The 26,515-nt window shown below is 69.0% G+C and carries 24 protein-coding genes; 14 read left to right on the top strand and 10 right to left on the bottom strand.

Going from position 1 to position 26,515, the window contains the following annotated elements; genetic code table 11:
- The first annotated feature begins 13 nt into the window (after positions 1–13).
- The 6 genes from yidC (at position 14) to dapE (ending at position 6,266) form a co-directional block, all read left to right on the top strand.
- On the top strand, positions 14–1,786 hold the full coding sequence (gene yidC / locus NJQ99_RS15215) for a membrane protein insertase YidC (RefSeq protein WP_269333729.1): 1,773 nt from the start codon (positions 14–16) through the stop codon (positions 1,784–1,786).
- On the top strand, positions 1,786–2,457 hold the full coding sequence (gene yihA / locus NJQ99_RS15210; RefSeq protein WP_269333728.1) for a ribosome biogenesis GTP-binding protein YihA/YsxC: 672 nt from the start codon (positions 1,786–1,788) through the stop codon (positions 2,455–2,457). Before yidC ends, yihA begins: the two co-directional genes overlap by 1 nt.
- A 63-nt stretch (positions 2,458–2,520) precedes the next feature.
- Positions 2,521–3,459, top strand: a complete 939-nt coding sequence (gene argB / locus NJQ99_RS15205) for an acetylglutamate kinase (protein ID WP_269333727.1) — start codon at positions 2,521–2,523, stop codon at positions 3,457–3,459.
- 45 nt (positions 3,460–3,504) lie between these two features.
- The gene (locus tag NJQ99_RS15200) at positions 3,505–4,185 is read left to right on the top strand and encodes a pyrimidine 5'-nucleotidase (protein WP_269333726.1); all 681 of its coding nucleotides are present in this window, start codon (positions 3,505–3,507) and stop codon (positions 4,183–4,185) included.
- 69 nt (positions 4,186–4,254) lie between these two features.
- Positions 4,255–5,088, top strand: coding sequence for a 2,3,4,5-tetrahydropyridine-2,6-dicarboxylate N-succinyltransferase (gene dapD / locus NJQ99_RS15195; protein ID WP_269333725.1), 834 nt, complete (start codon positions 4,255–4,257; stop codon positions 5,086–5,088).
- Positions 5,085–6,266, top strand: coding sequence for a succinyl-diaminopimelate desuccinylase (gene dapE, locus NJQ99_RS15190; protein ID WP_269333724.1), 1,182 nt, complete (start codon positions 5,085–5,087; stop codon positions 6,264–6,266). Before dapD ends, dapE begins: the two co-directional genes overlap by 4 nt.
- A 7-nt stretch (positions 6,267–6,273) precedes the next feature.
- On the opposite strand, the gene truA is transcribed toward dapE, so the two are convergent.
- The 3 genes from truA to def are packed head-to-tail and all read right to left on the bottom strand — an operon-like array spanning position 6,274 to position 8,501.
- Positions 6,274–7,020: a tRNA pseudouridine(38-40) synthase TruA gene (gene truA / locus NJQ99_RS15185; protein WP_269333723.1), complete on the bottom strand. Its 747-nt coding sequence runs from the start codon at positions 7,018–7,020 to the stop codon at positions 6,274–6,276.
- Position 7,021: 1 nt separating this feature from the next.
- Positions 7,022–7,951: a methionyl-tRNA formyltransferase gene (gene fmt / locus NJQ99_RS15180; protein WP_269333928.1), complete on the bottom strand. Its 930-nt coding sequence runs from the start codon at positions 7,949–7,951 to the stop codon at positions 7,022–7,024.
- A 31-nt stretch (positions 7,952–7,982) separates the two neighbouring features.
- Positions 7,983–8,501: a peptide deformylase gene (gene def / locus NJQ99_RS15175; RefSeq protein ID WP_269333722.1), complete on the bottom strand. Its 519-nt coding sequence runs from the start codon at positions 8,499–8,501 to the stop codon at positions 7,983–7,985.
- Between the two features lie 69 nt (positions 8,502–8,570).
- Between def and NJQ99_RS15170 the strand changes: the two genes are divergently transcribed.
- The 3 genes from NJQ99_RS15170 (at position 8,571) to NJQ99_RS15160 (ending at position 11,626) form a co-directional block, all read left to right on the top strand.
- Complete coding sequence (locus tag NJQ99_RS15170; RefSeq protein ID WP_269333721.1) at positions 8,571–9,767, top strand: DNA recombination protein RmuC; 1,197 nt, start codon at positions 8,571–8,573, stop codon at positions 9,765–9,767.
- A gap of 5 nt (positions 9,768–9,772) precedes the next feature.
- Positions 9,773–10,768 carry an endonuclease/exonuclease/phosphatase family protein gene (locus NJQ99_RS15165; RefSeq protein ID WP_269333720.1) on the top strand — a complete coding sequence of 332 codons (996 nt, stop codon included), beginning with the start codon at positions 9,773–9,775 and terminating at the stop codon, positions 10,766–10,768.
- An 81-nt stretch (positions 10,769–10,849) separates the two neighbouring features.
- Positions 10,850–11,626, top strand: a complete 777-nt coding sequence (locus NJQ99_RS15160; protein WP_269333719.1) for an SDR family NAD(P)-dependent oxidoreductase — start codon at positions 10,850–10,852, stop codon at positions 11,624–11,626.
- Here NJQ99_RS15160 and NJQ99_RS15155 read toward each other — a convergent pair.
- The gene (locus NJQ99_RS15155) at positions 11,623–12,741 is read right to left on the bottom strand and encodes an aminotransferase class V-fold PLP-dependent enzyme (RefSeq protein WP_269333718.1); all 1,119 of its coding nucleotides are present in this window, start codon (positions 12,739–12,741) and stop codon (positions 11,623–11,625) included. The two genes, NJQ99_RS15160 and NJQ99_RS15155, sit on opposite strands and share 4 nt — an antisense overlap.
- A 204-nt stretch (positions 12,742–12,945) precedes the next feature.
- On the opposite strand from NJQ99_RS15155, the gene NJQ99_RS15150 reads away from it, so the two are divergent.
- Positions 12,946–13,338, top strand: a complete 393-nt coding sequence (locus NJQ99_RS15150; protein WP_269333927.1) for a rhodanese-like domain-containing protein — start codon at positions 12,946–12,948, stop codon at positions 13,336–13,338.
- Positions 13,339–13,379: 41 nt separating this feature from the next.
- Here the strand turns inward: NJQ99_RS15150 and NJQ99_RS15145 are convergent, their stop codons facing one another.
- Positions 13,380–14,339 (bottom strand): 3-hydroxyacyl-CoA dehydrogenase NAD-binding domain-containing protein, encoded by a 960-nt coding sequence (locus NJQ99_RS15145; RefSeq protein WP_269333717.1) that lies wholly within the window; start codon positions 14,337–14,339, stop codon positions 13,380–13,382.
- A gap of 28 nt (positions 14,340–14,367) precedes the next feature.
- Positions 14,368–14,991 carry a HupE/UreJ family protein gene (locus NJQ99_RS15140; protein WP_269333716.1) on the bottom strand — a complete coding sequence of 208 codons (624 nt, stop codon included), beginning with the start codon at positions 14,989–14,991 and terminating at the stop codon, positions 14,368–14,370.
- Between the two features lie 285 nt (positions 14,992–15,276).
- Between NJQ99_RS15140 and NJQ99_RS15135 the strand changes: the two genes are divergently transcribed.
- Together NJQ99_RS15135 and NJQ99_RS15130 are read left to right on the top strand one after the other, a co-directional pair.
- Entirely contained in the window at positions 15,277–17,613 is a 2,337-nt protein-coding gene (locus tag NJQ99_RS15135; protein WP_269333715.1) for a xanthine dehydrogenase family protein molybdopterin-binding subunit, read from the top strand.
- 1 nt (position 17,614) lies between these two features.
- Positions 17,615–18,763 carry a CaiB/BaiF CoA transferase family protein gene (locus NJQ99_RS15130; protein ID WP_269333714.1) on the top strand — a complete coding sequence of 383 codons (1,149 nt, stop codon included), beginning with the start codon at positions 17,615–17,617 and terminating at the stop codon, positions 18,761–18,763.
- Between the two features lie 37 nt (positions 18,764–18,800).
- Here the strand turns inward: NJQ99_RS15130 and NJQ99_RS15125 are convergent, their stop codons facing one another.
- The 4 genes from NJQ99_RS15125 to NJQ99_RS15110 all read right to left on the bottom strand — a co-directional run bounded on the left by NJQ99_RS15125 (position 18,801) and on the right by NJQ99_RS15110 (position 23,724).
- Positions 18,801–20,783 carry a TRAP transporter permease gene (locus NJQ99_RS15125; protein ID WP_269333713.1) on the bottom strand — a complete coding sequence of 661 codons (1,983 nt, stop codon included), beginning with the start codon at positions 20,781–20,783 and terminating at the stop codon, positions 18,801–18,803.
- Positions 20,784–20,865: 82 nt separating this feature from the next.
- Positions 20,866–21,993 (bottom strand): TAXI family TRAP transporter solute-binding subunit, encoded by a 1,128-nt coding sequence (locus NJQ99_RS15120; protein ID WP_269333712.1) that lies wholly within the window; start codon positions 21,991–21,993, stop codon positions 20,866–20,868.
- Between the two features lie 157 nt (positions 21,994–22,150).
- The gene (locus tag NJQ99_RS15115; protein WP_269333711.1) at positions 22,151–22,960 is read right to left on the bottom strand and encodes an IclR family transcriptional regulator; all 810 of its coding nucleotides are present in this window, start codon (positions 22,958–22,960) and stop codon (positions 22,151–22,153) included.
- Positions 22,957–23,724, bottom strand: a complete 768-nt coding sequence (locus NJQ99_RS15110) for an SDR family NAD(P)-dependent oxidoreductase (protein WP_269333710.1) — start codon at positions 23,722–23,724, stop codon at positions 22,957–22,959. The genes NJQ99_RS15115 and NJQ99_RS15110 overlap by 4 nt, the downstream gene beginning before the upstream one ends.
- Positions 23,725–24,036: 312 nt before the next feature.
- On the opposite strand from NJQ99_RS15110, the gene NJQ99_RS15105 reads away from it, so the two are divergent.
- On the top strand, positions 24,037–24,612 hold the full coding sequence (locus NJQ99_RS15105; RefSeq protein ID WP_269333709.1) for a hypothetical protein: 576 nt from the start codon (positions 24,037–24,039) through the stop codon (positions 24,610–24,612).
- Between the two features lie 4 nt (positions 24,613–24,616).
- Entirely contained in the window at positions 24,617–26,515 is a 1,899-nt protein-coding gene (locus tag NJQ99_RS15100) for a RiPP maturation radical SAM C-methyltransferase (RefSeq protein WP_269333708.1), read from the top strand.

Below are 26,515 nucleotides of genomic sequence, written 5' to 3'. Positions count from 1 at the left end.
GAGAAAAGGCTTCATGGGCGACAATCGCAACCTCATCCTCGCGTTCGCATTGTCCTTCCTCGTGCTCATCGCGTGGCAGTACTTCGTCGCGAAACCGCAGATGGAGGCCGAACAGGCCCGCATCGCGCAGCAGCAGGCCGCGGGCGGCGACGCCGCCGATGCGCTGCGGCCGACGCCGGGTGCGGCAGGGACATCCACCCCCAACGTCGGGACCGGCGGAGCCATTGCCCTGCCGCGCGCCGATGCGCTGGCGCGGAGCGCGCGGGTCGCCATCGACACCCCGACGCTCAAGGGCTCGATCGCGCTGACCGGCGCGCGGATCGACGACCTCGCGCTGAAGAACTACCGCGAGACGGTGGACCCGGACTCCCCCAATATCGTGCTGCTGTCGCCGCAGGGCTCCGAAGCACCCTATTTCGCCCAGTTCGGCTGGCAGGTCGCCCCCGGCAGCGGGATCGCCACCCCCGGCCCCGATACCCCGTGGACCGTGGTCGAGGGTGAGACGCTCGCCCCCGGCCAGCCGCTGGTGCTGGGCTGGGACAACGGCCAGGGTCTCGTCTTCCGCCGGACGATCAGCGTCGACGACCAGTACCTGTTCACGGTCGAGCAATCTGTGCAGAACACCGGTGCGGAGGATGTGACGCTCTTCCCCTATGCCCTGATCCGCCGCGTCGGCGAGCCGGTGACCGAAGGTTTCTACATCCTGCACGAGGGCCTGATCGGCGTGCTCGGCGGGTCGCTGCTCGAGATCGACTACTCCGACATCGCGGAGGAAAAGACCCGGCGCGTGGAGACCACGGGCGGCTGGCTCGGCATCACCGACAAGTACTGGATGACGCAACTCGTCCCCGACCAGTCGGAGCGCTTCACGGGGGAATTCAAGTACGCCGAAAGCGCCAACCGGCCGGTCTACCAGGCGAACTACATCCGCGACGGAATGGTCGTGCCGGCCGGCGGCACCGCGGCCGTGACCGACCACCTGTTTGCCGGCGCCAAGATCGTGCAGACGATCAACGCCTACGAGGAACAGCTGGGAATCGACCGCTTCGACCTGACGATCGACTGGGGCTGGTTCTTCTTCCTGACGAAGCCGATCTTCTACGTGCTCGACTGGCTCTTTGCGCTGGTCGGCAACTTCGGCGTGGCCATCCTGCTGCTGACCGTCCTCGTGAAGCTTCTGTTCTTCCCGCTGGCGAACAAGTCCTACGTCGCCATGTCGAAGATGAAGAAGCTGCAACCGGAGATGCTGAAGATCCGGGACCGCTACGCCGAAGACAAGATGAAGCAGCAGCAGGCGATGATGGAGCTGTACAAGACCGAGAAGGTCAATCCGCTCGCAGGCTGCCTGCCGATCCTCGTCCAGATCCCGGTGTTCTTCGCGCTCTACAAGGTGCTGTTCGTCACCATCGAGATGCGGCACGCACCCTTCTTCGGCTGGATCCAGGACCTGTCCGCCCCCGATCCGACCACGATCTTCAACCTGTTCGGCCTGATCCCGTGGGATCCGCCGAGCTTCCTGATGATCGGTGTCTGGCCGCTGCTGATGGGCGTCACCATGTTCGTGCAGCAGCGCCTGAACCCGCCGCCGGCCGATCCGACGCAGGCCAAGGTGTTCCTGTTCCTGCCCGTGATCTTCACGTTCGTGCTCGCGCCCTTCGCGGCGGGCCTGGTGATCTACTGGACGTGGAACAACCTGCTGTCGATCATTCAACAGGGCGTCATCATGAAGCGCATGGGCGTGCCGCTGGAGTTCTACGCCGGCTCAAAGTCGCAGCCGAAGGACTGATGGCCGCCCCCGCCGATCCCGACGGGGCGCAGGAGCCGGACGACGCCGAGGCATTGGCCGAGGCGCGCCGGCTGACCACGCAGGACGTCAGCTTCGTGAAGGGCGTCGTCGACCTCGGCGCCCTTCCCGGCGGCGCACTGCCGGAGATCGCGTTCGCCGGCCGCTCGAACGTCGGCAAGTCGAGCCTGATCAACGCACTGACCCAGCGGCGTACACTGGCACGCACATCCAACACGCCGGGCCGGACACAGGAGCTCAATGTGTTCGACATGGGCGGCCGGCTGTTGATGATCGACATGCCGGGCTATGGCTTCGCCAAGGCGCCCAAGGCGAAGGTCGAGGCGTGGACGCGCCTTGTGCGCCTCTACCTGCGCGGCCGCCCGCAACTGAGGCGCGTCTTCCTGCTGATCGACGCCCGCCACGGCGTCAAGGCCAACGACCGCGAGATCATGGGCATGCTGAACGAGGCGGCTGTCTCCTACCAGGTCGTGCTGACCAAGATCGACAAGCTGAAAGGCACCGACCAGGCCCGCGTCCTGGCGGAGACCGAGGCGGAAGCCCGCCGCAACCCCGCCGCCTACCCGGTGGTGCTCGCGACCTCCTCGGAGAAGGGGGCCGGCATCGACGCGCTGCGGCTGGCGATTGCAGAACTGGCACGGGAAGGCGCCTGACGCTATAAGCGCGCCCGGGCCTCAACGACGGCCCGACAGACGAGGGATGAGGCCCGCACGCCGATGACGACGCACTCCGACGCGAAACACGACAACCGCGACGACCGGCAACGCACGCGCGACTGGGTGGCCACCGCGCGCACCCTGTCGGAGGCGCTGCCCTTCCTGCAGCGCTACGAGCGCAAGATCGTCGTCATCAAGTACGGCGGCCACGCCATGGGCGATGCGGAACGCTCGCGGGAATTCGCGCGCGACATCGTCCTGATGAAGCAGGTCGGCATCAACCCGATCGTCGTCCACGGCGGCGGCCCGCAGATCGGCGAGATGCTGGAGCGTCTGCGCATCCAGTCGACCTTCGTGGACGGGTTGCGCGTCACCGACGAAGCCATCGTCGACGTGGTCGAGATGGTGCTGGCGGGCTCCATCAACAAGCAGATCGTGACCGCGATCAACGGCGCGGGCGGCAAGGCCGTCGGCCTGTGCGGCAAGGACGGGAACCTGGTACGCGCAAAGAAGCTTCTGCGCACCAGGAAGGATCCCGAATCGAACATCGAGAAGGTGATCGACCTCGGCTTCGTCGGCGAACCGGACCAGGTGAACCCCGCGGTGCTGGAAGCCTTCTTCGGCTCCGACATCATTCCCGTGATCGCACCCATCGGCGTCGGCGCGAACGGGGAGACGTTCAACATCAACGCCGATACCGTCGCGGGCGCCATTGCCGCGGCGGTCGGCGCCATGCGCCTGCTGCTGCTGACCGACGTGCCGGGCGTGAAGGACAAGGACGGCCACGTGATCCCGGAGATGACGCTGGCCCAGGCCGAGGCGGCCATCGCCGACGGCACGGTCACCGGCGGCATGATCCCGAAGCTCGAAACATGCATCGACGCGGCCCGGCGCGGGGTCGAGGCGGTGGTCGTGCTGGACGGGCGCGTCCCGCACGCGGTCCTGCTGGAGCTTTTCACCGAACACGGGGCCGGGACCCTGATCCGCCGCACGGACTGACCCTGAAGAGGTCGGCGCGGCGTCGCGATCACGCCGGAGGGATGCATGACTGGCCTGCCGCTCGCCCATGTCGAGACCTGGATCTTCGACCTCGACAACACGCTCTACCCGGCCGAGTGCCGCCTGTTCGACCAGGTGGACCGGCGCATGGGCGCCTATATCTGCACGCTGCTCGACGTCGCCCCGGACGAGGCGCGTCGCATCCAGAAGGCCTATTTCCGCGAGTACGGGACGACCATGAACGGCCTGATGCTGCGCCATGGCATCGACCCGGCCGACTTCCTCGAATACGTCCACGACATCGACCACTCCCCCGTCGATCCCGATCCGCGGCTGGAGGCGGCGCTCGCCCGTCTTCCCGGGCGCAAGCTCATCTACACCAACGGTTCCGTCCGCCATGCCGAACGCGTGATGGAGCGGCTGGGCGTCGCCCATCATTTCGAGGCGATCTTCGACATCGTCGCGGGCGACTACCGGCCCAAGCCGCAGCCGCACGGCTACGAGAAGCTCGTGAAGCAGCACAGGGTCGATCCGCGCGGCGCGGCGATGTTCGAGGATATCGCCCGCAACCTCGAGGCCGCGCACGCGCTGGGCATGACCACGGTCCACGTTCACACCGGCGACGACTGGGCGCGCGAAGGGGCGGACGCCCCGCACGTCCACCATCGCATCGACGACCTGGTGGCGTTTCTCGATGCCGCCGTGCCGGTGCGCCCGCTGGATTGACACCGGGGCGCGGGCCGGTAAGGTCCGCATCGCTTTGCCGAGAGGGTTTATCGTGAGGGGATGCCGGACATGACGTCGGACACGCTGCGCCAGGTGATCGAGGCGGCCTGGGAAGACCGCGCCAACGTAACCGCCGAAACGGGTGGCGAGGTGCGCGCCGCCGTGGAGACGGCGCTGAACCAATTGGACAGCGGGCAGGCGCGCGTGGCCGAGCGGCAGGCCGACGGCAACTGGGTCGTCCACCAATGGCTCAAGATGGCCGTGCTGCTGTCCTTCCGCCTCAACGACATGACGACGATCGCTGGCGGCCCCGGCGGCGACGCGCCCTGGTTCGACAAGGTGCCGTCGAAGTTCTCCGGCTGGGGTGAGGCAGACTTCCGCACCGCGGGCTTCCGCGCCGTGCCGAACTGCGTGGTGCGCCGGTCGGCCTATATCGCCAAGGGCGTGGTGCTGATGCCGTCCTTCGTGAACATCGGCGCCTATGTCGACGAGGGCACCATGGTCGACACCTGGGCGACCGTGGGGTCGTGCGCGCAGATCGGCAAGAACTGCCACATCTCGGGCGGCGCGGGCATCGGCGGCGTGCTGGAGCCGCTGCAGGCCGGCCCCGTCATCGTCGAGGACAATTGCTTCATCGGCGCCCGTTCCGAGGTGGCGGAGGGCGTGATCGTGCGCGAGGGCTCGGTGCTCTCCATGGGCGTCTACATCGGCGCCTCCACGAAGATCGTCGACCGCGCGACGGGCAAGGTCAGCATGGGCGAGGTGCCCTCCTACTCGGTCGTGGTGCCGGGCTCCCTGCCCGACCCGAAGGGCGGACCCTCGCTCTATTGCGCGGTGATCGTGAAGCGCGTCGACGAGCGCACGCGCTCCAAGACCTCGATCAACGAGCTTCTGCGGTCGTGACCGGTCAGCCCGCCCCTTCCGCCATCGATCCGGTCGCGCTCACTGGCGACCTGATCCGCTGCGAGAGCGTGACGCCGGCCGACGCCGGCGCGCTCGACACGTTGCAGCGGGTGCTGGAGGGCCTGGGCTTCACCTGCACGCGCCTGCCGTTCTCCGAAGAAGGAACGGCGGACGTCGACAATCTCTACGCCCGTCTCGGCGCGGCGCGGCCGAACCTCTGCTTCGCCGGGCACACGGACGTGGTGCCCGTGGGCGCGCGCGGCGCGTGGAGTGCGGATCCCTTCGGCGCGGAGATCCGCGACGGCCTGCTTTATGGCCGCGGCGCGGTCGACATGAAGGGTGCGATCGCCTGCTTCGCAGCCGCTGTGGGCCGCTTCCTTGCCGAGCGCGGTTCCGATTTCGGCGGCTCGATCTCGATGATGATCACGGGCGACGAGGAAGGCGTCTCGATCAACGGCACGACCAAGATGGTGCGCTGGGCGCGCGAGACGGGCGAGGCGCTCGACGCCTGCGTGGTGGGGGAGCCGACGAACCCCCGCGACCTCGGCGACATGGTCAAGATCGGACGGCGCGGAAGCATCAACGGCACGATCACGGTCGAGGGGACGCAGGGACATGTCGCCTATCCGCACCTCGCCGACAACCCCGCGCCCCGGCTCGTGCGGCTGCTGGCGGCGCTCGATGCGCTGACGCTCGACGAAGGGACGGAACACTTCCAGCCCTCGAACCTCGAGATTACCGACATCCGCATCGGCAACGACGCGACCAACGTGATCCCGGCGACGGCGGCTGCGCGGTTCAACATCCGCTTCAATGACACCTGGACGGGCGCGCGGCTCGACGCCTTCCTGCGCGAGACGCTCGACAAGGCTGCCGCGCCGGACGGCACACGCTACCGGCTCGACACCCGCGTCTCGGGCGAGGCATTCCTGACCGAGCCCGGCAGGCTGACCGAAGTCGTGGCCGGCGCCATCGAAGACGTGACGGGCCGCAAGCCGGAGCTGTCGACGACAGGCGGCACGTCGGATGCGCGCTTCATCAAGGATCTGTGCCCGGTCGTGGAGTTCGGCCTCATCTCCGACACCATGCACAAGGTGGACGAGCGGGTGCGCGTCACCGACCTCGAACAGCTGACCGACGTCTACACGGAGATCCTGCGCCGCTACTTCGCGGGGTGAGGCTGACTCACTCCCCTGGATATCGCACAGCGGAGAGATAGAGCCCCTGCGGCGGTGCGACGGGGCCGCACGCCGCACGGTCGCAGGCCGCGAGCGCGCGGGAGACATCTTCAGGCCGCCAGCGGCCCAGCCCCACTTCCACCAGCGTACCCACCATGGAGCGCACCTGGTTGTGCAGGAAGGACCGCGCGCGTGCGTTCACGTGCACTTCCGCACCGACACGCGAGACCTCCAGCGCGTCGAGCGTCTTGACCGGGCTCGCCGACTGGCACTGCGCGGCGCGGAAGGTCGTGAAGTCGTGCCGCCCGACAAGGTGCCCGGCCGCCGCAGCCATAGCGTCCGTGTCGAGGGTGCGCACCACGTGCCATACCCGGCCACGGTCCAGCGCGGGCGGGCTGCGCCGGTCGAGCAGGCGGTAGACATAGGCCCGCCCCACAGCCGAGAAGCGCGCGTGGAAATCGTCCGGCACGGGGGCTGCGGCCAGCACGCTGACGGGGGCGGGCTTGAGGTGATGGTTTGTCGCGTCCCGCACCGTGTCCGCCGGCCAGTCGCGGTCGAGATCGACATGGGCGACCTGGCGCAGCGCATGGACGCCCGTGTCGGTCCGCCCCGCGCCCTGCACGCGCACCTCATGTCCGGCGAAGCGGGCGATCGCCTCCTCCAGCGCCTGCTGCACCGAGGGGCCGTTGTCCTGGCGCTGCCAGCCGACGAAGGGGCCGCCGTCGTATTCGAGGTCGAGCCGGTAGCGCGGCATGTCAGCCGAGCCGGTCGCCGGGCGAAAGCCGCGCACCGTTGAGGAACGCCGCCGCATCGACCGGCTGCTTGCCTGCGCGCTGCAGGGTGAGCAATCGCACCGCGCCCGCACCGCAGGCGACGGTCAGCCCCGCGCCCGCCAGCATCTCGCCCGGCACCGCACCCTGGGGCACCTCCTCCGCAAGGCGCGAGCGCAGCACCTTCACCCGCTCTTTGCCACCAAGCTCGAACCAGGCGCCGGGAAAGGGCGACAGCCCGCGGATCTGGCGGTCGACGGTTTCCGCGTCGCGTGTCCAGTCGATGCGCGCCTCCGCCTTGTCGATCTTCGCGGCGTAGGTCACGCCCTCCTCCGGCTGTGGCAGGGTGCGGAAGGTGCCGTCGGCGATCTGCGCCAGCACGTCGGACGTCAGCCACCCCGCCGCCTCGGCCAGCGCGTCGTGCAACTCCCCCGCCGTCGTCTCCGGCCCGATGGTGACGCGCGCGACGGGCCCCATGTCCCCCTCGTCGAGACCTTCCGACATCTGCATGACGGTGACGCCGGTTTCCATGTCGCCGGCCATGATCGCGCGCTGGATCGGCGCGGCCCCACGCCAGCGAGGCAGGATCGAGGCATGGAGGTTGATACAGCCCTTGCGCGGGGCGTCGAGAACCGCCTTGGGCAGGATCAGCCCGTAGGCGGCCACGACCGCAAGATCTAGGTCGTGCGCAGCGAAGGCGGCCTGTGCGTCCGCATCGCGCAGCGTGCGCGGCGTGAAGACGGGGATGCCCGCGGCCTCCGCCGCCTCATGCACGGGGCTCTTGCGCTCCCCCATGCCGCGGCCCGCAGGCCGCGGCGCGCGCGTATAGACCGCGACGACCTCGTTCCCGGAGGCGAGGCACGCGCGCAGCACGGGCACGGCGAAATCTGGCGTCCCCATGAAGGCGAGGCGCATCGTCATGGGGCGTGCAGCCTCCCGTATGGACTCAGGCGGTTTCCTTGACGCGCTTGGCCTTGGTGAGCTTGCGCAACATCATCGAGCGCTTCAGCCTCGACAAATGGTCGATGAACAGTACGCCCTCCAGATGGTCCATCTCGTGCTGGATGCAGGTGGCGAGCAGGCCGTCGCAGTCGAGCGTCTGTTCCTTGCCGTCATAATCGAGGAAGCGGACGGCGCAGCGCGCAGGCCGCTCCACATCGTCGAACAGTTCCGGCACCGACAGGCAGCCCTCGTTGTAGACGGAGGTCTCCTCCGACGCCCAGACGATCTCCGGATTGACGAAGTAGCGCGGCTGACGCGGCTCGCCGTCGCGGGAGATATCCATCACGATCACGCGCTTGGCCACGCCGATCTGGATCGCCGCAAGCCCGATGCCCGGCGCATCGTACATGGTGTCGAGCATGTCGTCCATGAGCGCACGGATCTCGTCCGTCACTGCCTCCACGGGCTCCGAGACGGTCTTGAGGCGCGGGTCGGGCGCATGAAGGATCGGTCGTATCGCCATGCCTCCTGAAATATTGGCGGGCGCGCGCGCGGTCAAGAAGCAGAACGCCGATTGGGGTAAAATGAGAACATGACTGATTCGACTTTCCTCCCCGATTGGGTCACGGCGCTGGCCGCGGACGTAGGCCTCGCGCCTGCGACACTCCTCCTCGCCCTCGCCGCGCTGGCCGCACTGGCGCTGCTCGGGCTCGTGCTGTGGGCGTCCGGCAGACGGCGCGCCCAGGCAGAACGCCTCGGCGCACGGCTCGACGGTCTTGCCGACACCGTGGCGAGCCTCGCGCAGGGGCAGGGCCACCTGACCGGCAGCCTGAAGCAATTGTCCGATCACCAGGCCGCAACGCAGGCGCAGCTGATGCGCACGCTGGAGATGCGCCTCGACCAGGTGAGCCAGCGCATGGGTGCAAGCCTGAACGAGACGGCGACAAAGACTGCCGGCAGCCTGTCGGAACTCAAGACCCGCCTGCAGGTCATCGACGCGGCCCAGAAGAACATCGAGAAGCTGTCGACCGAGGTGGTCGGCCTGCAGGACATCCTTGCCAACAAGCAGGCGCGCGGGGCGTTCGGCGAGGTGCAGCTCAACGACATCGTGACGAGCGCGCTCCCCCCTTCCGCCTACAGCTTCCAGACCACGCTCGGCAACGGCAAGCGGGCGGACTGCATGCTGCTGCTGCCCAATCCGCCTGGCCCCATCGCGGTCGACGCGAAGTTTCCGCTCGACAGCTTCCAGGCGCTGCGTGCGGCCAGCACGGACGCGGAGAAGCGCGAGGCCGCGCGCGCCTTCCGCACCGACGTGCAGACCCACGTGAAGGCGATCTCCGAACGCTATATCCTGCCGGGGGAGACGGCGGATTCCGCATTGATGTTCCTGCCGTCCGAAGCGGTCTATGCCGAACTTCACGCGAGCTTTCCCGACGTGGTGCGCAAGAGCTACGAGGCCCGCGTCTGGATCGTCTCGCCCACCACGCTCATGGCCACGCTCAACACCGTGCGCGCCATCCTGAAGGACGTGCACATGCGCGAGCAGGCGGGCGCGATCCAGCGCGAGATCGGCCTGCTGTTCGCCGATGTGGACCGGCTCCAGAAGCGCGTGGACAATCTCAAGGGCCATTTCGGCCAGGCAGAGAAGGACATCCGCGAGATCGAGATCTCCTCCGACAAGATCGTCCGCCGCGTGACGAAGATCGAGGAGTTCGACCTCGGCGACGCCCCTGAAGCGCAAGGCACCGTGCCCAAGGCGGCGGCGGGCAACCTATTCGGGCGCGGCTGACGGCCATGGGCGCCGGGACCGTCCGGATCGCCACCTTCAATGTCGAGAATCTCGGCGCCAAGCGTGCTGCGGGCCCGCCGCTCGGAGAGCGGATCGCGGCGCTCAGGCCGCAGATCGTGCGCCTCGACGCAGACATCCTCTGCCTGCAGGAGGTGAACGGCACAAAACCGCCCGGCGGGGGCCCGCGCGTTCTCCACGCGCTCGACGCCGTGCTCGAGGGGACGGCGTACGAAGGCTTCCACCGCATCTCGACGCTCAGTCCGTCGGGTTCGGACCACGGCGTCGCAGACGTGCACAACCTCGTCCAGTTGAGCCGCTTTCCGGTCGAGGACTGGCGCCAGCTTCACCACGGCATCGTCGCGCCGCCGCGCCACCGGCTCGTCACCGCCGACCCGCCGGAGGCCGAACCGCGCCCCCTGAGGTGGGAGCGTCCGGCCCTGCAGGCGGCGCTGTCCCTGCCGGACGGGCGGCGCTTGCACGTGCTGAACCTGCACCTGCGCGCGCCGCTGGCCGCAGCGGTGCCCGGCGGGCGGGAGGCCCCGTTCGCCTGGGCGCGCACCGACCGCTGGGCAGAGGGCTACTGGATGGCGGCCGTCCAGCGGGCCGGCCAGGCGCTGGAGGCGCGCCTCGCCGTCGACCGCATCCTCGACGAGGACCACGACGCCCTCGTGGCCGTCTGCGGCGACCTCAACGCAGAGATGCACGAGGACGCGGTGCGCATTCTCTGCGCTGGCGAGGAGGACACGGGCAACGCGCGCCTCGCCGCGCGGGCGCTGATCCCGCTGGCCCGCGAGGTGGCGGAGGAGCGCCGCTTCAGCGTGCGGCACGCGGGCCGCCCCCTGCTGCTCGATCACATCCTCGCCTCGCGTCCGCTGGCGGCGGCGGTGGAAGCCGTGGAGATTCACAATCATGCACTGGGCGACGAGCTTGTCGGCGCCCTCAGCATCCACGGCGGGCGCGAAAGCCACCATGCACCGGTCGTGGCGGCGTTCCGGCTCTAGCCGCACACGTCCGGCATTGGCGCGGCGGCGGTTTCGCGCTACGCGTCGGTCGAGAAGCAAACGGACGCAGCGGGGAGCGGAATGACGGATGCACAGGACCGCGTCGCGGTCGTCACGGGGGCCGCGCGCGGCATCGGCCAGGCCATCGCCGAGCGGTTTCTGGAGAAAGGCTGGCGGGTCGCGCTGATCGACATCGACGCCGAGACGCTCTCTGGCACGGTGCAGAGGCTGGCGGCCCGTGGCGACGTGCTCGAACTCGTCTGCGACGTGGCAGAGCCGGACCAGGTCGCCGCCGCCGTGGCCCGGACGGTCGAGGCGTTCGGACGCATCGACGCGCTGGTGAACAATGCGGGCGTGGCCGTCTTCAAGCCGATGCTGGAGACAAGCTTCGAGGAATGGTCGCGCGTCATGGCGGTCAACCTCAGCGGCCCCTTCCTGTGCGCCCAGGCGTGTGCGCCCGCGATGCTGAGGACGGGCGGCGGCAGCATCGTCAACATCACCTCGATCTCGGGCCTCCGCGCCAGCACGCTGCGCGCCGCCTACGGCACCTCCAAGGCGGGGCTCATGCACCTGACCAAGCAGCAGGCGGCCGAGTTCGGGAACAAGGGCATCCGGGTGAACGCAGTCGCGCCCGGCCCGGTGGATACCGCCATGGCCAAGCAGGTGCACACGCCCGACATCCGCGCGGGCTACCACGACGCGATCCCGCTCAACCGCTACGGCACCGAGGAGGAGATCGCCAACGCCGTCGTCTTCCTGTGCAGCGAGGAGGCGAGCTACATCAACGGCCAGACGCTGGCGGTCGACGGCGGCTTCGACGCAACCGGCATCGGCCTGCCCTCACTGCGCGGCGGCTAGAGCGCGCGCAGGGCGGCCAGCAGCCGCTCCATGTCCTCGGCGTCGTTGTAGACGTGCGGCGTGACGCGGATCGACCGGCCGCGCACGGAGACATGGACGTTCTGCGCCTTCAGCCGGTCGGCTGCACCGTCAGGCACGCCATCGGGAAAGATGAGGCCGAGGAAGTGCGGCGCGCGCAAGCGGTCGGGCAGCACCTCGAGGCCGAGCCCCCGCGCCTCCTCCGCGATGCGTGCAGTCTTCGCCCCGATCTCCGCCGCGATCCACCCCGGCGTCCAGCGGTTCAGTTGCTCCAGCGCGGCGAGCGCGCCCGGCAGCAGCGTGAAGTTCGCCCGTTCGCCAACGTCGAAGCGGACCGCCCCCGGCTCGTAGTCCTCGGTGTAGTCCGCCATGCGCGCGAAGTGGCGCGAGCCCTTGCGGTTCATGGGGTTTTCCTCGATCGGGACGCCGTCCTGCCGGTGCGGCGCGACATAGAGGAAGGAGATCGTGTACGGGCAGTGCAGCCATTTGTAGCCGCAGGTGGCGAGGAAATCGGGCTGCACGCGCGCCACGTCGAGGGGAAGCGCGCCCAGCGACTGGCTGGCATCGAGTGCGAGCGCGGCCCCCCGCTCCCTGAGCGCCCCGCCGATCCTTTCGAGGTCGAGCAGCGCCCCGTCCATCCAGTGGTTGTGCGGCAGGGCGGCGACGCCGGTGCGGTCGTCGATCGCATCCAGCACCGCCACCGTCCAGTCGCCGTCCGCGGGCCGCGGCACGGTGCGCACCTCGCCCCCGGACCGGGCCGCGAGCCGCCGCCAGGAATAGACGTTGCTGGGGTAGGTATCCTCGAGCAGCAGGATATGCTGGCCGCGTCGGAGCGGCAGGTTGGCCGCTGCCGTGGCAAGGCCGTAGCTCGCGGACGGGACGATGGCGATATCGGCGGGCCTTGCCCCGATCAGGCGGGCAAATTCAGCCCGCAGCCGGTCCGGCGGATCGTAGAAATCGTCCGCGGATATCTCCCAGGGCCGTGCTTCGCGTGCGAGCGCACCCTCGATCGCCGCGTGCACGGACCGCAGCATGGGCGAGACATAGGCGCAGTTGAAATAGGCCACCTCGCGCGGCAGATCGTAGAGTTCGCGCATCCCGGTTCCTCCGCTCCAGCCCCGCCCGCAGGGCCTCCGTCCGCAGGCCCTGTCACTCTAGGCACGCATCGGGGGCCCTGCAAATTCGGCGTTGGACAAGACGCGCGACGCCCCCCTACCCTCGGCACAGGACCGGGCGGACCGCCGCCCGGCAGCAAACAGACCGCCCGAACGCGGAACAGAAAGGGAGGCAAGCCCGTGCCGATCACCAAAGGCATCAAGCAGTTGTGCGCCGAGGCGGAGGCGGAGATCGAAACCTGGACGCCCGAGCAGGCGATCGAACAGCTTGGCAAGGACGGCGTGACCTTCATCGACATCCGCGACATCCGCGAACTGTGGCGCGACGGCGCGGTGCCGGGCGCGGTGCACGTCCCGCGCGGCATGCTGGAATTCTGGGTCGACCCGGACAGCCCCTATGGAAAGGACGTCTTCCAGTCCGGCAACCGCTTCGTGTTCTTCTGTGCAGGCGGCCTGCGCTCGGCGCTGGCGACCAAGGCGGTGCAGGACATGGGGCTTGAACCCGTCTGCCACATCCAGGGCGGCTTCGGCGCATGGAAGGCCGCGGGCGGTCCGGTGGTCGAGAAGGAAAAGAAATAGGCGAGGCCAGCGGGATCAGGCGAAGCAAGGCTCCGCCCGTCTCACCCTTCGTACTTCGCAAGTGCGCGCAGCAGGTCGATCAGCGCGTCGTCGCGGCGGCGGGCCAGCGCGTCGATGCTGCGCCCGCGCGCTTCCGCCGCGACGCCCTCGACCAGCGCCTTCTTGACCGCGTCCGTCAGCTTCGGGTCGCCAAGCTCCTTCCAGCGTCGCTCCTGCGAGGGACCGAAGTGCTCCAGATACTGGGCGATGCCGCCTGCGCCGCCGCCCAGGTGGTAGAGCATGTGCGGCCCGTCGATCGCCCAACGCAGGCCGGGACCGTAGCGGATCGCCTTGTCCACGTCCTCGACGCTCGCGATGCCTTCCGCGACGATGTTGACGGCCTCGCGCCACAGCGCCGCGGTCATGCGGTTGGCGACATGGCCGGTTGCCTCCTTCCGCACGCGGATCGGCGCCTTGCCCACGGCCTCGAAGAACGCCGCGGCGGCGGCCTGCGCGGCCTCGTCGGTCTTTTCGCCGCGCACGAGCTCCACCAGAGGCAGCAGGTGCGGCGGGTTGAAGGGATGGGCGACGAGAACGCGGGCCGGATTGGCGCACATGGCCTGCATGTCGGTCGCGCGCAGCGAGGACGTGCTCGACCCGATCACCACGTCGGCAGGGGCCGCGGCGTCGATGCGGGCGAGCAGGTCCTGCTTGAGCGGCAGTTTCTCCGGCGCGTTCTCCTGGATGTAGTCGGCGCCGCCCGCCGCCTCCTCCAGCGTGCAGCAGAGCGCCAGCCGCTCCGTTCCCGTTATCGCTTCCGGGTCGACGGCGGCGAGGTCGGCCATGGCGGGGCCAAGGAACCCCTCGAGCCGCCCTTCCCAGCCGGGCGCGGGGTCCCACGCCCGCACCGCCAGGCCGCGGCTCAGGAAATAGGCCGTCCACGCGGCCCCGATGAGACCCGTTCCGACGATGCCCACGACCGCGGCGTCGGCGCCGCGATAAGTCTCGTTCCTGTCAGCCACGCCCGCCGCCCCTCTCGCTCCGGTGTGCTCAGACGAACACCATCGCCTCGACGGTTTCGACGAGGACGGTCAGGCCGATGCCCGCCACCGCAGCGCCCGCCAGCCGGGGCCGCAGCGTTTGCGCCGCGCGTCCTCCGATATCGACCGCGAGCCAACCTGCCGCAGCCGCGATTGCCGTCTGAACGGCGGCGAAGCCCGCGAGATAGGCGAGAAGCGGCGTCGTTTCCGCACCGACGATCGCCTCGCCATAAGCGCCGCCGTGGAACAGACCGGCGAGCGCGAACAGGGCCAGCAGGACACCCTTCGTGGGCATTCTGCCGAGAGCAAGCGCCGCTCCGAGCGCCAGAACGCTCGCCCCGATCGCCAGTTCGGCGAAGGGCAGCGCCACGCCGGACGCAAGCAGCAGGCAACCCGCCACGGTCCCCCCGACGAACGACAATGGCGCCGCGAACCGGACCCCGGCCAGCACCGCGGCGATGCCCACGGCTACGACGAAGGCAAAATGATCGATCCCGATCACCGGGTGGCCGAGCCCCGACAGCAGACCGTGCATCAGGGTTTCCGGCGTAGACCCGCCCATCGGGTGATGTGCCAGCGCAGGGCCCGCAAATCCGGAGAGCGCCAGTCCGAGAGCGAGTGAAAAGCGTGTCATATCGGTCCTCCTCGACCATCCCTGTTGTTCATGCGCCGAAGCCCGGCCTTCTGCGCGCCGCGCCCTGTCGGGGCGTCCTTGTTGGCCTCAGCTTAGGCACTGCAGCCTGCACCTGTCGAGCAGGGCGCAGATCCCTGCCGCGAAGGCCTGCCCTGCACGCGTCGTTTCGCCCGCCCATGCCTGAGGGCATGGCGGGGCCACGGCAATTGCGCTTGAGACGGGGCCCGCGAGTTCGTAGCCTCCCACCCCAAACCAGATCAAACCGCGTCAGGGAGCTTTCGGGACATGGTGAAATTCGCGATCGGTCAGGGCGTCGCCCGTGTCGAGGATAGCCGCCTCATCCGGGGGGCGGGGAAATACACCGACGACATCGACGTGCCCGGCGCGGCGCGCTCCGCGATCCTGCGCTCTCCGGTCGCGCACGCGCGCATCGTGTCGATCGACACCGCCGACGCGAAGGGCATGCCGGGGGTCATCGCCATCTACACCGGAGCGGACGTGGTGGCGGACGGCCTTGGCGATCTGCCCTGCGTTGTACCGATCCAGAACCGGGACGGCAGTGCGCGCGCGGACACGCCCCGGCCGGCGCTTGCCGTGGACAAGGTGCGCCACGTCGGCGAGCCGGTGGCCTTCGTCGTCGCAGAAACCGCCTACCAGGCGCGCGACGCGGCGGAAGCCATCGTCATCGAGTACGACGAGCTGGCCGCGACCGTGGATACCGAGGGGTCGACCGCAGAGGGGGCGCCGCAACTCTTCGACCACATCCCGCACAACACCGCCTTCGATTGGCAGAACGGCGACGCAGCCGCCGTCGATGCGGCGTTCGAGAAGGCCGCGACGCGCGTTTCCATGCGCATCGTCAACAACCGGATCGTCGTGAATTCCATGGAGCCGCGTCCCATCGTAGCCGAATACGACGCGGAGACGGGGCGCTCCACGCTCTGGTCGTCTACGCAAGGCCCGCACGTGATCCAGCCGATCCTCGCGGGCCAGGTCCTGAAGATCGATCCCAAGCTTCTGCGCTGCCGCACGACCGACGTGGGCGGCGGGTTCGGCATGAAGATCTTCCTCTATCCCGAGCAGGTGCTCGCGGTCTGGGCGTCGCGCAAGCTGAAGCGCGCGGTGCGCTACCTGCCGGAGCGGTCGGAAGCCTTCGTCAGCGACATCCAGGGCCGCGACAATGTCACCTACGCCGAGGCCGCGGTCGACGCCGACGGCGTCATCCAGGCGCTGCGCGTCACGACCTATGCCAATCTCGGCGCCTATCTCAGCCAGATGGGCGCCTTCATTCCGACGAACGCCGGCACGCACATGCTGACCGGCGTCTACAAGGTCCCGCACCTCTATGTGAACGTGAAGGGCGTCCTGTCGAACACCACGCCGGTCGACGCCTACCGAGGCGCCGGCCGCCCGGAGGCGACCTACGTGATCGAACGGGTGATCGACAAGGTGGGTCTGGAAATGGGCCTCAGCCCGGACGAGGTGCGCCGGCGGAACTTCATCCCTCCGGAGGCAATGCCGTTCAAAACCGCGCACGGAAATGTCTACGACTCGGGCGAATTCCGGGCGCTGATGGAAACCTGCATGGAGCGCGCGGACTGGGCAGGCTTCGAAGCGCGGCGGGAGGCCTCGGCGAAGGCCGGAAAGCTGCGCGGCATCGGCCTTGCCTATTACATCGAGCGCTGCGGCGGCGGAAACCCGGAGACCGCCGACATCCGCTTCACCCCGCAAGGCGGCGTCGAGATCCGCATCGGCAACCAGTCGAACGGCCAGGGCCACGAGACGGCCTATGCGCAGATCCTGTCCGACACGCTGGGCATCGACGCGGAGAAGATCCGCGTGATCCAGGGCGACACGGACGAGACCCGCTGGGGCATGACGGGCGGCTCGCGCGCGATCCCGGTGGGTGGCGCGGCGGTGCTGCTCGGCGGCCGCCAGATCGTCGAGAAAGGCAAGAAGATCGCGGCAAACGTCATGGAGACGGCGCCAGCCGACATCGAGTTCGCGGACGGCGTCTTCCGCGTGGCCGGAACCGACAAGTCGATGACGCTCGCGGACGTGGAGAAGGCCGCGCACGACCCGGCGAATCTCGAAGACGGGATGGAGCCCGGCCTCAACGAGGTGCACGAGCGCAAGCCGGAGGCACCGACCTATCCCAACGGCTGCCATGTCTGCGAACTGGAGGTCGACCCCGCCACGGGCACGGTCGAGATCCTGCGCTACACCGTGGTCGACGACTTCGGCGCGACGATCAACCCGATGCTGCTCGCCGGACAGGTGCATGGCGGCATCGCCCAGGGCGTGGGCCAGGCGCTGACCGAGCACACGGTCTACGACCCGGACACGGGCCAGCTCGTCACCGGCTCCTTCATGGACTACGGCATGCCGCGCGCCGACCTCGTGCCCGATGTCGACTTCTCCATGCGCAACGTGCCCTGCACCACGAACCCTCTGGGCGTGAAGGGTGCGGGCGAGGCCGGCGCCATCGGTGCGCCGCCGGCCACGATCGGCGCCATCGTCGACGCACTCAGGCCCACGACCGGGATCGACCACATCGACATGCCGGCAACGCCCGAGGTGATCTGGGCCGCCCTGAACGGCACCGCCACGAAGGCCGCCTGAGATGGCACCGTCAGCTCCCCTCGCGGGCATCACCATCCTCGATGCCGCGCAGGGCATCGCGGGTCCGTGGTGCGCGGCCCTGCTCGGCCTGCAAGGCGCGCGCGTCATCAAGGTAGAGCCGCCGGCGGGCGACTGGGGCCGCGGCATCGGCATGAGCCGCGAGGGCATGAACGCACTCGCCGCCGCGGTCAATCCGGGCAAGGAATCCGTCGTTCTCGATACCGCGACCGAGACGGGCCGTGCCGCGCTGGCACGGCTGGCGGAACGGGCCGACATGGTGATCGAGAGCTTCCGGCCAGGTGTCTCCGCACGGATCGGCCTCGACCCCGCGGCGCTGCGCGCGGCGAACCCCGCGCTCGTGTTCGTTTCCGTGTCGGGCTTCGGTGCGGAAGGCCCCTACCGGAACCGGCCGGGCACCGACACGGTGATCCAGGCCATATCCGGCATGATGCAGATGAACCGGGAATCCGACGGCACCCCCCGGCCGATCCCGATGTTCGCGGTCGACATGCTGACAGGCCTGCACGCCGCGCATCTCTCGCTCGCCGCCCTCTACCGGGCGAAGGCGACCGGCGAGGGCGCGCATGTGCAAGTACCACTGCTCGACTGCGCGGCGTCCTTCCAGGCCATCCACATGCTCGAGGAGTATGTGACCGCGGGCGCGCCCGCGGTTCCGCCCACGGTCCCGTCGGGCGTCTTTCCCACCGCGGACGGCTACCTGCGCGTGACCTCGGTCAGCGAGAAGACCTTCGCAGCGATCTGCGAGGCACTCGGCAAGACGGAGTGGCTGAACGATCCGGAGTACGCAAGGCTCGATGCGCGGGTGCGCAATGCCGACCGGCTCAATGCGCTGGTCGGCGGCATCATCGCGGGTGACACGACGGCGGCATGGCTTGCGAAGATGGAGCCTGCGGGCGTCCTCTGTGCGCCGGTGAACGATTACGACGCCCTGCGCGCCGACCGGCACGCGGTCGAAACGGGGCTGTTCCAGACGGTTGACGAGCCCGCGCTGGGCCCCCTGCCGATCCCCCGGCCGCCAGGCATCGCCGTCCCGCTCAGCCCCGCCCCGCGCCTCGGAGCGGACACGGACGCGGTGCTGGCCGACTTCGGCTTCGACGCCGAGGAACGCGCGGCGCTGGCCCGGCACTGAGCCCGACGCGGCCAGGGCGCGCGGCCAGGGCAGGCGGTCAGGCCGCCCGCTCCGCCCCCGGCCCCCGCCCGCGGATCAGGCGCTCGGCATAGACCACGGCAAGCAGTACGAGACCGACGAGGTCCGTCTTGTGCTCCGGCACCATCAGCGTGAGCCCGCCCGCGATCATCAGGCCTGCACTCCACAGCGGCAGGCGCCCGACGAAATAGGCATAGCGCTCGAAGCCCGCAGACAGCATCAGCATGGAAAGTACCGCCGTCGCCACCGACAGCGCGATCTCACCAGCACTGCCCTGACCGATCAGAGCCGGGTTCAGCACGAACATGAAGGGCAGGAGGAACAGCACTCCGCCGAGGCGCATGGCCATGACGCCGGTCTTCATCGCGGGCGCCCCGGCGATGCCGGCAGCCGCCACGGCCGCCAGCGCCACCGGCGGCGTGATGTAGGACAGCATGCCCCAGTACAGGATGAAGAGATGGCTCGCCATCTCGTTGAGGCCGACCTGCACGAGCGCTGGCGCGAGCACGATCGCGAGGAAGATGTAGCAGGCGCTGACCGTCATCCCCATTCCGAGGATGAAGCTCGTCAGGGCCCCCAGTGCCAGCAGCAGCAGGATGTTGTCGCCTGCATAATTGACCAGCTCGCGGGAGAAGGCCGTGCCCACGCCCGTCATCGAGAGCGCCCCGACGATCAGGCCGATGCCTGCCAGGATGCCTACCAGGTTCGCGATGTTCACGCCGGCTTCCACGGCCATGTCGAGCGCGATCCGGACCCGGCCCATCCCCTTCTGCAGCACCACCGCCGTCGCCAGCAGCAGCAGCGCCGCATAGAAGGGCGCCATCGACTCGATCCGTTCGAACACCAGGAGGTAGATCAGAAGCGCGAGGCTCAGCAGATAGACCCAGCCCTGGCGCAGGGTCGCGCCGAGGGCCGGAAGCTCCGCCCGCGGCAGGCCCTTCAGTCCGACGCGCGCGGCATAGGCATCCGCCTGCAGCAACAGCACGAGATAGAGCAGCACCGCAGGCACCAGCGCCGCCAGCATCACGTCGGTGTAGGGCACGTTCAGGAACGAGGCCATGATGAAGGCCACGGCCCCCATCACGGGCGGCATCAGAGTCCCGCCGGTCGAGGCGCAGGCCTCCACCGCACCCGCATAGTGCGCGGGGTAGCCGGACCGCTTCATCGTCGGAATGGTCATCGAGCCCGTGGAGATCACGTTCGAGATCACGCTGCCCGACAGGCTGCCGAAGAAGCCCGACGCGAGGATCGACACCTTGGCCGGCCCTCCGCGCCGTGCGCCCATCAGCGCCATGGCGAAGTTCATGAAGAACGTCCCGCCGCCCGAAACCACCAGCGCCACGCCGAACAGGATGAAGCCGATCAGCAGGTCGGACACGACCCGCATGGGAATCCCGATGATGCTCTCCACCCCCATGGCATGGGCGCGTGCGGCCTCGGGCGCCGTGTACTGGATCCCCCACAGAACGCCCGGCATGTGGTCGGCAAAGAGCGGGAAGACAGCGAAGACGCCGCAGATGACGAACAGCAGCGTCCCGCCGCAGCGGCGCACCCCTTCCAGCGCCAGCAGCACGAGCACGCCGGCGACCGCCGTCGGCGCGGCGGGCGCCTCGATATCCCAGCCGCGCGTCAGGATGTTCTCGGCATTGAGGGAGAGGTAGCCGCCCACCGCGATGGTGAGCGCGCCGAGCAGCCAGTCGTACCAGCGCACCCGCTGCGCATCTCCGGCCCGTGCGGGATAGGCGAGAAATGCGACCGGCAGGAAGATCGCGATCACGAGATAGTAGAAGGCCGTGCTGAGCGGCCGGAACCCGAACGCGCCGAGATTGAACACCTGGTTCACGACGATGGCGAGACCTGCCGCCGACAGGACCAGCGCAACCAGATAGGCCGCGCCGCCCATGCGGCGGCCCTGGCGGTCCCAGCCCCAGCGCGGGTCTTCGTGCGGTTCGGCAGCAGGCGCGGCAGGCACCCCGGCCGCAGGTGTGGAGGCTGTGCTCATCGGTCAGATCCGGGCTGAAGGTGCACGGGGCGCCGCCTTGTCGACGGCGCCCCGGCGCGGCTGAGGAAACCGGCGGACCGGATTACTGGAGGTTCTTGGCGCGGTAGTCCGCCCAGAACGCTTCCCAATCCTTGCCGGGCAGGTTCTTCTCCAGCGCCTCGTCCATCGCCGCGTCCCAGGCGGCCTGAACCGCCTTCATGCGGGCAAGACGGTCCTGGTTCCAGGCCTCGTCCTCGGCGGTCCAGACGCCGATCTCCTTCAGGTAACGCACCGCCCCCTCGTGGAACGGCGCGTCTGCCGGGGGATGGCCCGCGATCTTCGCCTGCCAGCGCGGCATGATCTTGTTGACGTCCTTGTAGAGGTCGTAGGTCTCGACGATCGCCTTCGTGACCGCGTAGACCTCGTCCGCGGAGGTGTCGGCGTAGGTCGCGATCATCGGGTAGCGGTAGCCGATCAGCTGCGCGGGATTGTCCTCCGACAGGCCCGCGCCCACCGTCTCGGTGATCGGGGCAAAGAAGGAGCCGACCTTCTTCACCCGGTCCCAGCCCGCCTTGTCGTCGTCCGGCAGGCTCGGCCAGACGATACCGCGCGGGCTCGCCTCCAGTTCGCGGAAGGTCGCCGCGGTCGGCACGCCGCCGGCGGCATCCGCGGTGCCCTCGACGAGGGCGCGCAGCGAGGCGCCGTAGGACGGCACGTCCACCACCTCGACATCGTCCCAGGTCAGGCCGGCGAAGGCGAGGATGGCTTCCACCTTGATGTTGACCGAGGGGTTCGCCTGCACGCGCGCGATCCGCTTGCCCTTGAGGTCTGCGAGCGTCTTGACGCCCGCGTCGCCCGCCACACCCAGGCCGAAGCCCGCCGGACGGCCCAGCATGACGCGCAGGTCCTGCGGGCCCCACTCCTGCGCGGCGAAGTCGTGGATCGCTTCGGCGGCGAAATAGATCTCGTTGGCGAGCCAGCCATAGGCGGCCCGGCCCGTCTTCAGCGGCAGCAGGCGGCCGATGGAGGTGCCCGACGGCATGATCCGCACGCGCGTGCTCTCTTCCTTCATCAGCGCGTCGGCCATCGCGGACGCCTCGACATAGCCCGAGGAGCCGACATCATAGGCTGTCCAGGTCATGGACTTCGGAAGCTCCGCCTGCGCCGTGCCGGCAAGCGCGCCAGCCGCAAGCATCAGGACGGCGCTGGCGACCGTCTTCATTCTCTTCATGGTGTCCTCCCTTGAACGTCCGGCGGGATCCGCGCCCGCCTCTCACGACCGTCTTGTTGGGATACGTCGTGCGCATCCTTCGCTTGGGGCCAGTCTCCACATGAAAGCCATTCTGTCCAGAGAAGACTGGCCATGCGCCCGCCAGCCGCAGCCTCCCTCAGCGCGGAAAGAGGGCCGCCCCGATCCGCCGCGCGACGTCGCGCAACTCAGCGCCCAGCGCATCGAGATCGGCGCGGGGCATCTGGCCATGGATGCTGATCGCGCTCATGCCGAAGCGCGGGTGCCCCCGGTGGTCGGCGATCACCGCCGCGGCGGTATCGAGGCCGACGAACATCTGCCCGAGGTCGAGCGCATACCCCTCCATCTCCGCACGGCGGACATCGGCGAGGTAATCCTCGAACGCCGGCGGGTTCTGCCAGCGCAGGCCGTCGAAGCGGCGGCGCAGTTCCGCATCCGGCAGCTTCCATGCCGCCGCGACGCAGCGGCCCACGGCAGCAGCGAAGCTCGGCAGGCGGATATCGGGTGCCATCTCCACCCGCACCATGGTCCTGGGATCGCAGACCCGGTCGGCCAGCACGACGCGATCGTTTCCCGTCACGTGCCAGAGGCAGACCACCACGGGCCGGCCATGGGCGAGCCGCTCCAGCTCTGGCCGGATCAGGTCGACAGGGCTCGCGCCCAGAAGGCTGGTCGACAGCTCCAGGATGCCGAAGCCGAGACGATAGGTCTTCGCCTCCCCATCGAACACGACGAGCCCCTCGGCCGCCAGCGTCCGCAGGATATTGAAGCAGGTCGAGGTATTGAGGCCCGTCGCCCGCGCCACCGCGGTCACGCCGGACGGCGCCTCCTGGGCAGCGAGATGGCGCAGGATGCAGACGGCCTGCACCACGGCACCGACGCTGCGGGTGCCTGGCTGGGCCTCCCCTGTACCGGCGCCTGCGGGCCATGCGTCTGCAACCGGGCTCATTGCGCGGTCCATCCGCCGTCGGCCATCAGGGACGAGCCGGTCACGAAGCGGGAAGCGTCGGAGGCCAGAAAGACGATGGCGCCCATCAGGTCTTCCGGCTCGCCGACCCGGCCCAGCGCGATCTTCGCCGTCACGGACTGCTCGAAGGCCGGGTCCGACAGCATGCCCTCGGTCATCGGCGTGCGCACGAAGGTCGGGCAGAGCGTGTTGACCCGGACGCCCTCGCCGCCCAGTTCCCAGGCGAGAGCCTTCGTGAACCCCTCGATGGCGAACTTGGAGGCGCAATAGACCGTCCGCCGGGCCGCGCCCACGTGCCCCATGGCGGATGAAACATTGATGATCGAGCCCCCCTCGCCCGCCGCCGTCATGCCCTTCGCCACGGCCTGCGCGACGAAATAGGCCGCGCGCACGTTGAGATCGTTGACCGCGTCGAAATCGGCCTCCGTCATCTCGGCGATCGGCAGGGGCCGGTTCGTCCCCGCGTTGTTGACGAGGATCCGGTAAGGCCCATGCGCGCCCACGAACTCCGCAACGGCGCGCGTATCGGTGACGTCGAGCGCAAAGCCCTGCGCCTTGAACCCTTCGGCCCGCAGCGCGGCTGCGAGCGCCTCAACCTCGCCGCCGCTGCGGGCGACCGCGTGGACCACGGCCCCCGCCTGGGCCAGTGCGCAGGCAGCCGCGCGGCCGATCCCGCGGCCTGCCCCGGTCACGAGGGCCCGACGCCCGGCAAGAGAGAAGGACGGCGTGACGGGCAGGTCGGTCATGGCGGGAAGGCTCCTTCGGGCTCGGCGGTGTTCCGGGTGCGAGGATAGGCAGGCCGCGGTGCCCTGTCACCTTGCCAGGCACGACCGCCCGGAACCCAAACGATCGAAATTTAAATCTAGTCTAATTCCACTTTTTTTCATCCTATTCAGCAACATGAAATTTTGTGTAAAATGATTCGCATTTTGCTACTTTCCTTTAACCTTGTTATTTGCCAGTCTATCTTTGCCGAAGCGGCGGATAGACATGAACACCGCCCCGGCGCCCAGTCGCATTCGGAAACGCCATAGAACCGAAGAGGGGAGTGCTTCACCATGGCCACGACACGATCGCTGCAAGGGCTTGAACAACGCATCGACGCGCTGGAGGAACGGCTGGACGAGGTGCTCGCCCTGCTGCGCCAGGGCGGGGCCGCGTCCGGCGGCATGACGGAGATCGAACTGGACGACGAGGAGCTTGACGGCATCTCCGACGCCATCGAGAGCATCGAGAACAAGCTGAGCGACCGCCAGCGCCTCTATCTCCTGGGTATCTTCGGCGCCGCGGCGCACCATCTGGAAGGCGTTGCATCGAAGGAAGGCCGCGTCGAGAACCTGCGCAAGATCCAGGTCGACAACCTGGCGAAGATGCGTGCGGTGCATCTGAGCGACGCCTTCGCCGGCCTGACGAAGGTCGAGCAGGGCCGCCTCGGCAACATCGGCGGAGGCACGGTCCAGGATGCGGTCGGCGTGGGTGTCGGCGTCGCCTGCGTGGGGGTCGACTGGTCGAAGGATCTCGACAAGGTCGACGTCGGCGGCTGGCGCACCAACCCGGCGTTCCGGGGCGGCACGCTGACCAACCCGGTCAATCCGGGCGGCCTCGGCGGCCTGCCGGGCGGTTTCGGCCGCTGATCCCATGACGCTCGAGACGTCTCTGCCGGAAGCGGGTCTTCCGGCGGGGGCCCGCGCCACGGACGGGGAGGCTGCACACGCCGCCCCGCCCGCCGGGCGCATCGCCCTGATCGCGGCGCCGTTCAATTCCGTGCGCCGTCCGTCGATCCAGGTGGGGCTCCTGTCGGAGATCGCGCGCGAGGCGGGGTGGCACGCGACGACGCACCACCTCTTCCTCGATTTCGCCGCCATGGCCAGCCCCGATTTCTACGAGGCGGTCGCCAACGACCGCGGCGTCGCGGTCGGCGACTGGCTGTTTTCCCTTGCCGCCTTCGGCGACCGCGCGCCCGACCCGACGGGCGAGAAACTGATCGCGGCTTTCGACCGGCGCGACCGCGACCTGCTGCTGCACGTCCGGACGGAAGTGGTTCCCGCGTTCGTCGAGCTGGCCGCGGCCGAGATCGCGCGGGCAGCGCCCGACGTCGCCGGCTTCACCTCGACCTTCCAGCAGACGGCTGCGGCCATCGCCATTGGGCGGCGGCTCAAGCAGATGCTGCCGGACGTCGTCACGGTGTATGGCGGCGCGAACTTCGAGCGCGAGATGGCGCGGGAATGGCTCTCCGCCGTGCCGGAGATCGACCTGATCCTGAGCGGCGAGGCCGACCGCACCTTCCCCGTGCTGCTCGGCGCCATCGCCGATGGCGCGGGGTTCGACAAGGTGCGCGGGCTTGCCTGGCGGGGCAGCGACGGCGCACCCGTGCAGAACCCGCCCGCGCCGCTCGTCACCGATCTCGACCGCAATCCCGTGCCCGACTACCAGGAGTATTTCGCGCGCGCGGAGTATTTCGGCATCCTTCCGCCCGGCCTGCGCAACGACATCCGCGTGCCGTTCGAGAGCGCGCGCGGCTGCTGGTGGGGCGAGAACCAGCACTGCACCTTCTGCGGGCTCAACGCGCTCTCCATGAAGTTCCGCTCAAAGCCCGCAGAGAAGGTGCTGGAGGAGCTTGGCGAACTCGCCCGCCGGCACCGCTCCTATCATTTCGAGGCCGTCGACAACATTATCGACCGCTCCTACATGGAGACCTTGCTGCCTCGGCTGTCGCGGCCCGACGTCAACTACGACCTGTTCTACGAGGTCAAGTCGAACCTGAAGCCCGCGGACATGGCCGCGCTCGCCGCCGCCGGCATCCGCACCATCCAGCCCGGCATCGAGAGCCTGTCGACCGACGTGCTGAAGCTGATGCGCAAGGGTGTGCGCGGGCTCGACAACCTCAACATGCTGCGCTGGGCCGCGCACCACGGCATTGCCGTGAGCTGGAACGTGCTCTGGGGCTTTCCGGGCGAGAGCCGGGAGGATTACGACGCGCAGGCCGCGCTGTTCGCGAAACTGCACCACCTCCAGCCGCCGTCGGCAGGCATCCGCATCTGGCTCGAACGCTTCAGCCCGCTCTACAAGGACGAGAAGGCGTTCCCCCGGAAATTCCGCCGCCCGGAACGCTCGCTCGACTTCATCCTGCCGCCGGAGATGGACAAGGAGCAGGTCGCCTATTTCTTCGAGTACGAGTTGGAAAACACCTTGCCCAAGGGGGCCTATGCGAAGATCGAGGCCGCCATCGAGGCATGGAAACAGGCCTGGATGCAGGACTGGTCGCCGCGGCTTACCTATTTCTCGGCACCCGACGTCGTGACGGTCGAGGACGCGCGCACAAGCGCCGAGCCCGCCGTCGTCCGCTACCGGGGCCGCGAGGCGCGCGTGTTCCAGTCGATCATCGAGAAGCCGCTGACCGCGGCACGCATCGCGGAGAAGCTGGGCGAGCCGCAGAACCGCGTCGACCGGGCGCTGCGCCTGCTCGCCGCAGACGGGGTCGTGGCGGCGGAGGGCGGGCTGTTCCTCGCCCTGCCCCTGCCCTTCAAGCCGCGCTGA

Origin of the sequence: Futiania mangrovi, assembly GCF_024158125.1 — a bacterium.
GTDB lineage: Bacteria > Pseudomonadota > Alphaproteobacteria > Futianiales > Futianiaceae > Futiania > Futiania mangrovi.
Note: the sequence above shows the minus strand (reverse complement) of the source record. Positions and strands in the feature narration are given on the sequence as shown.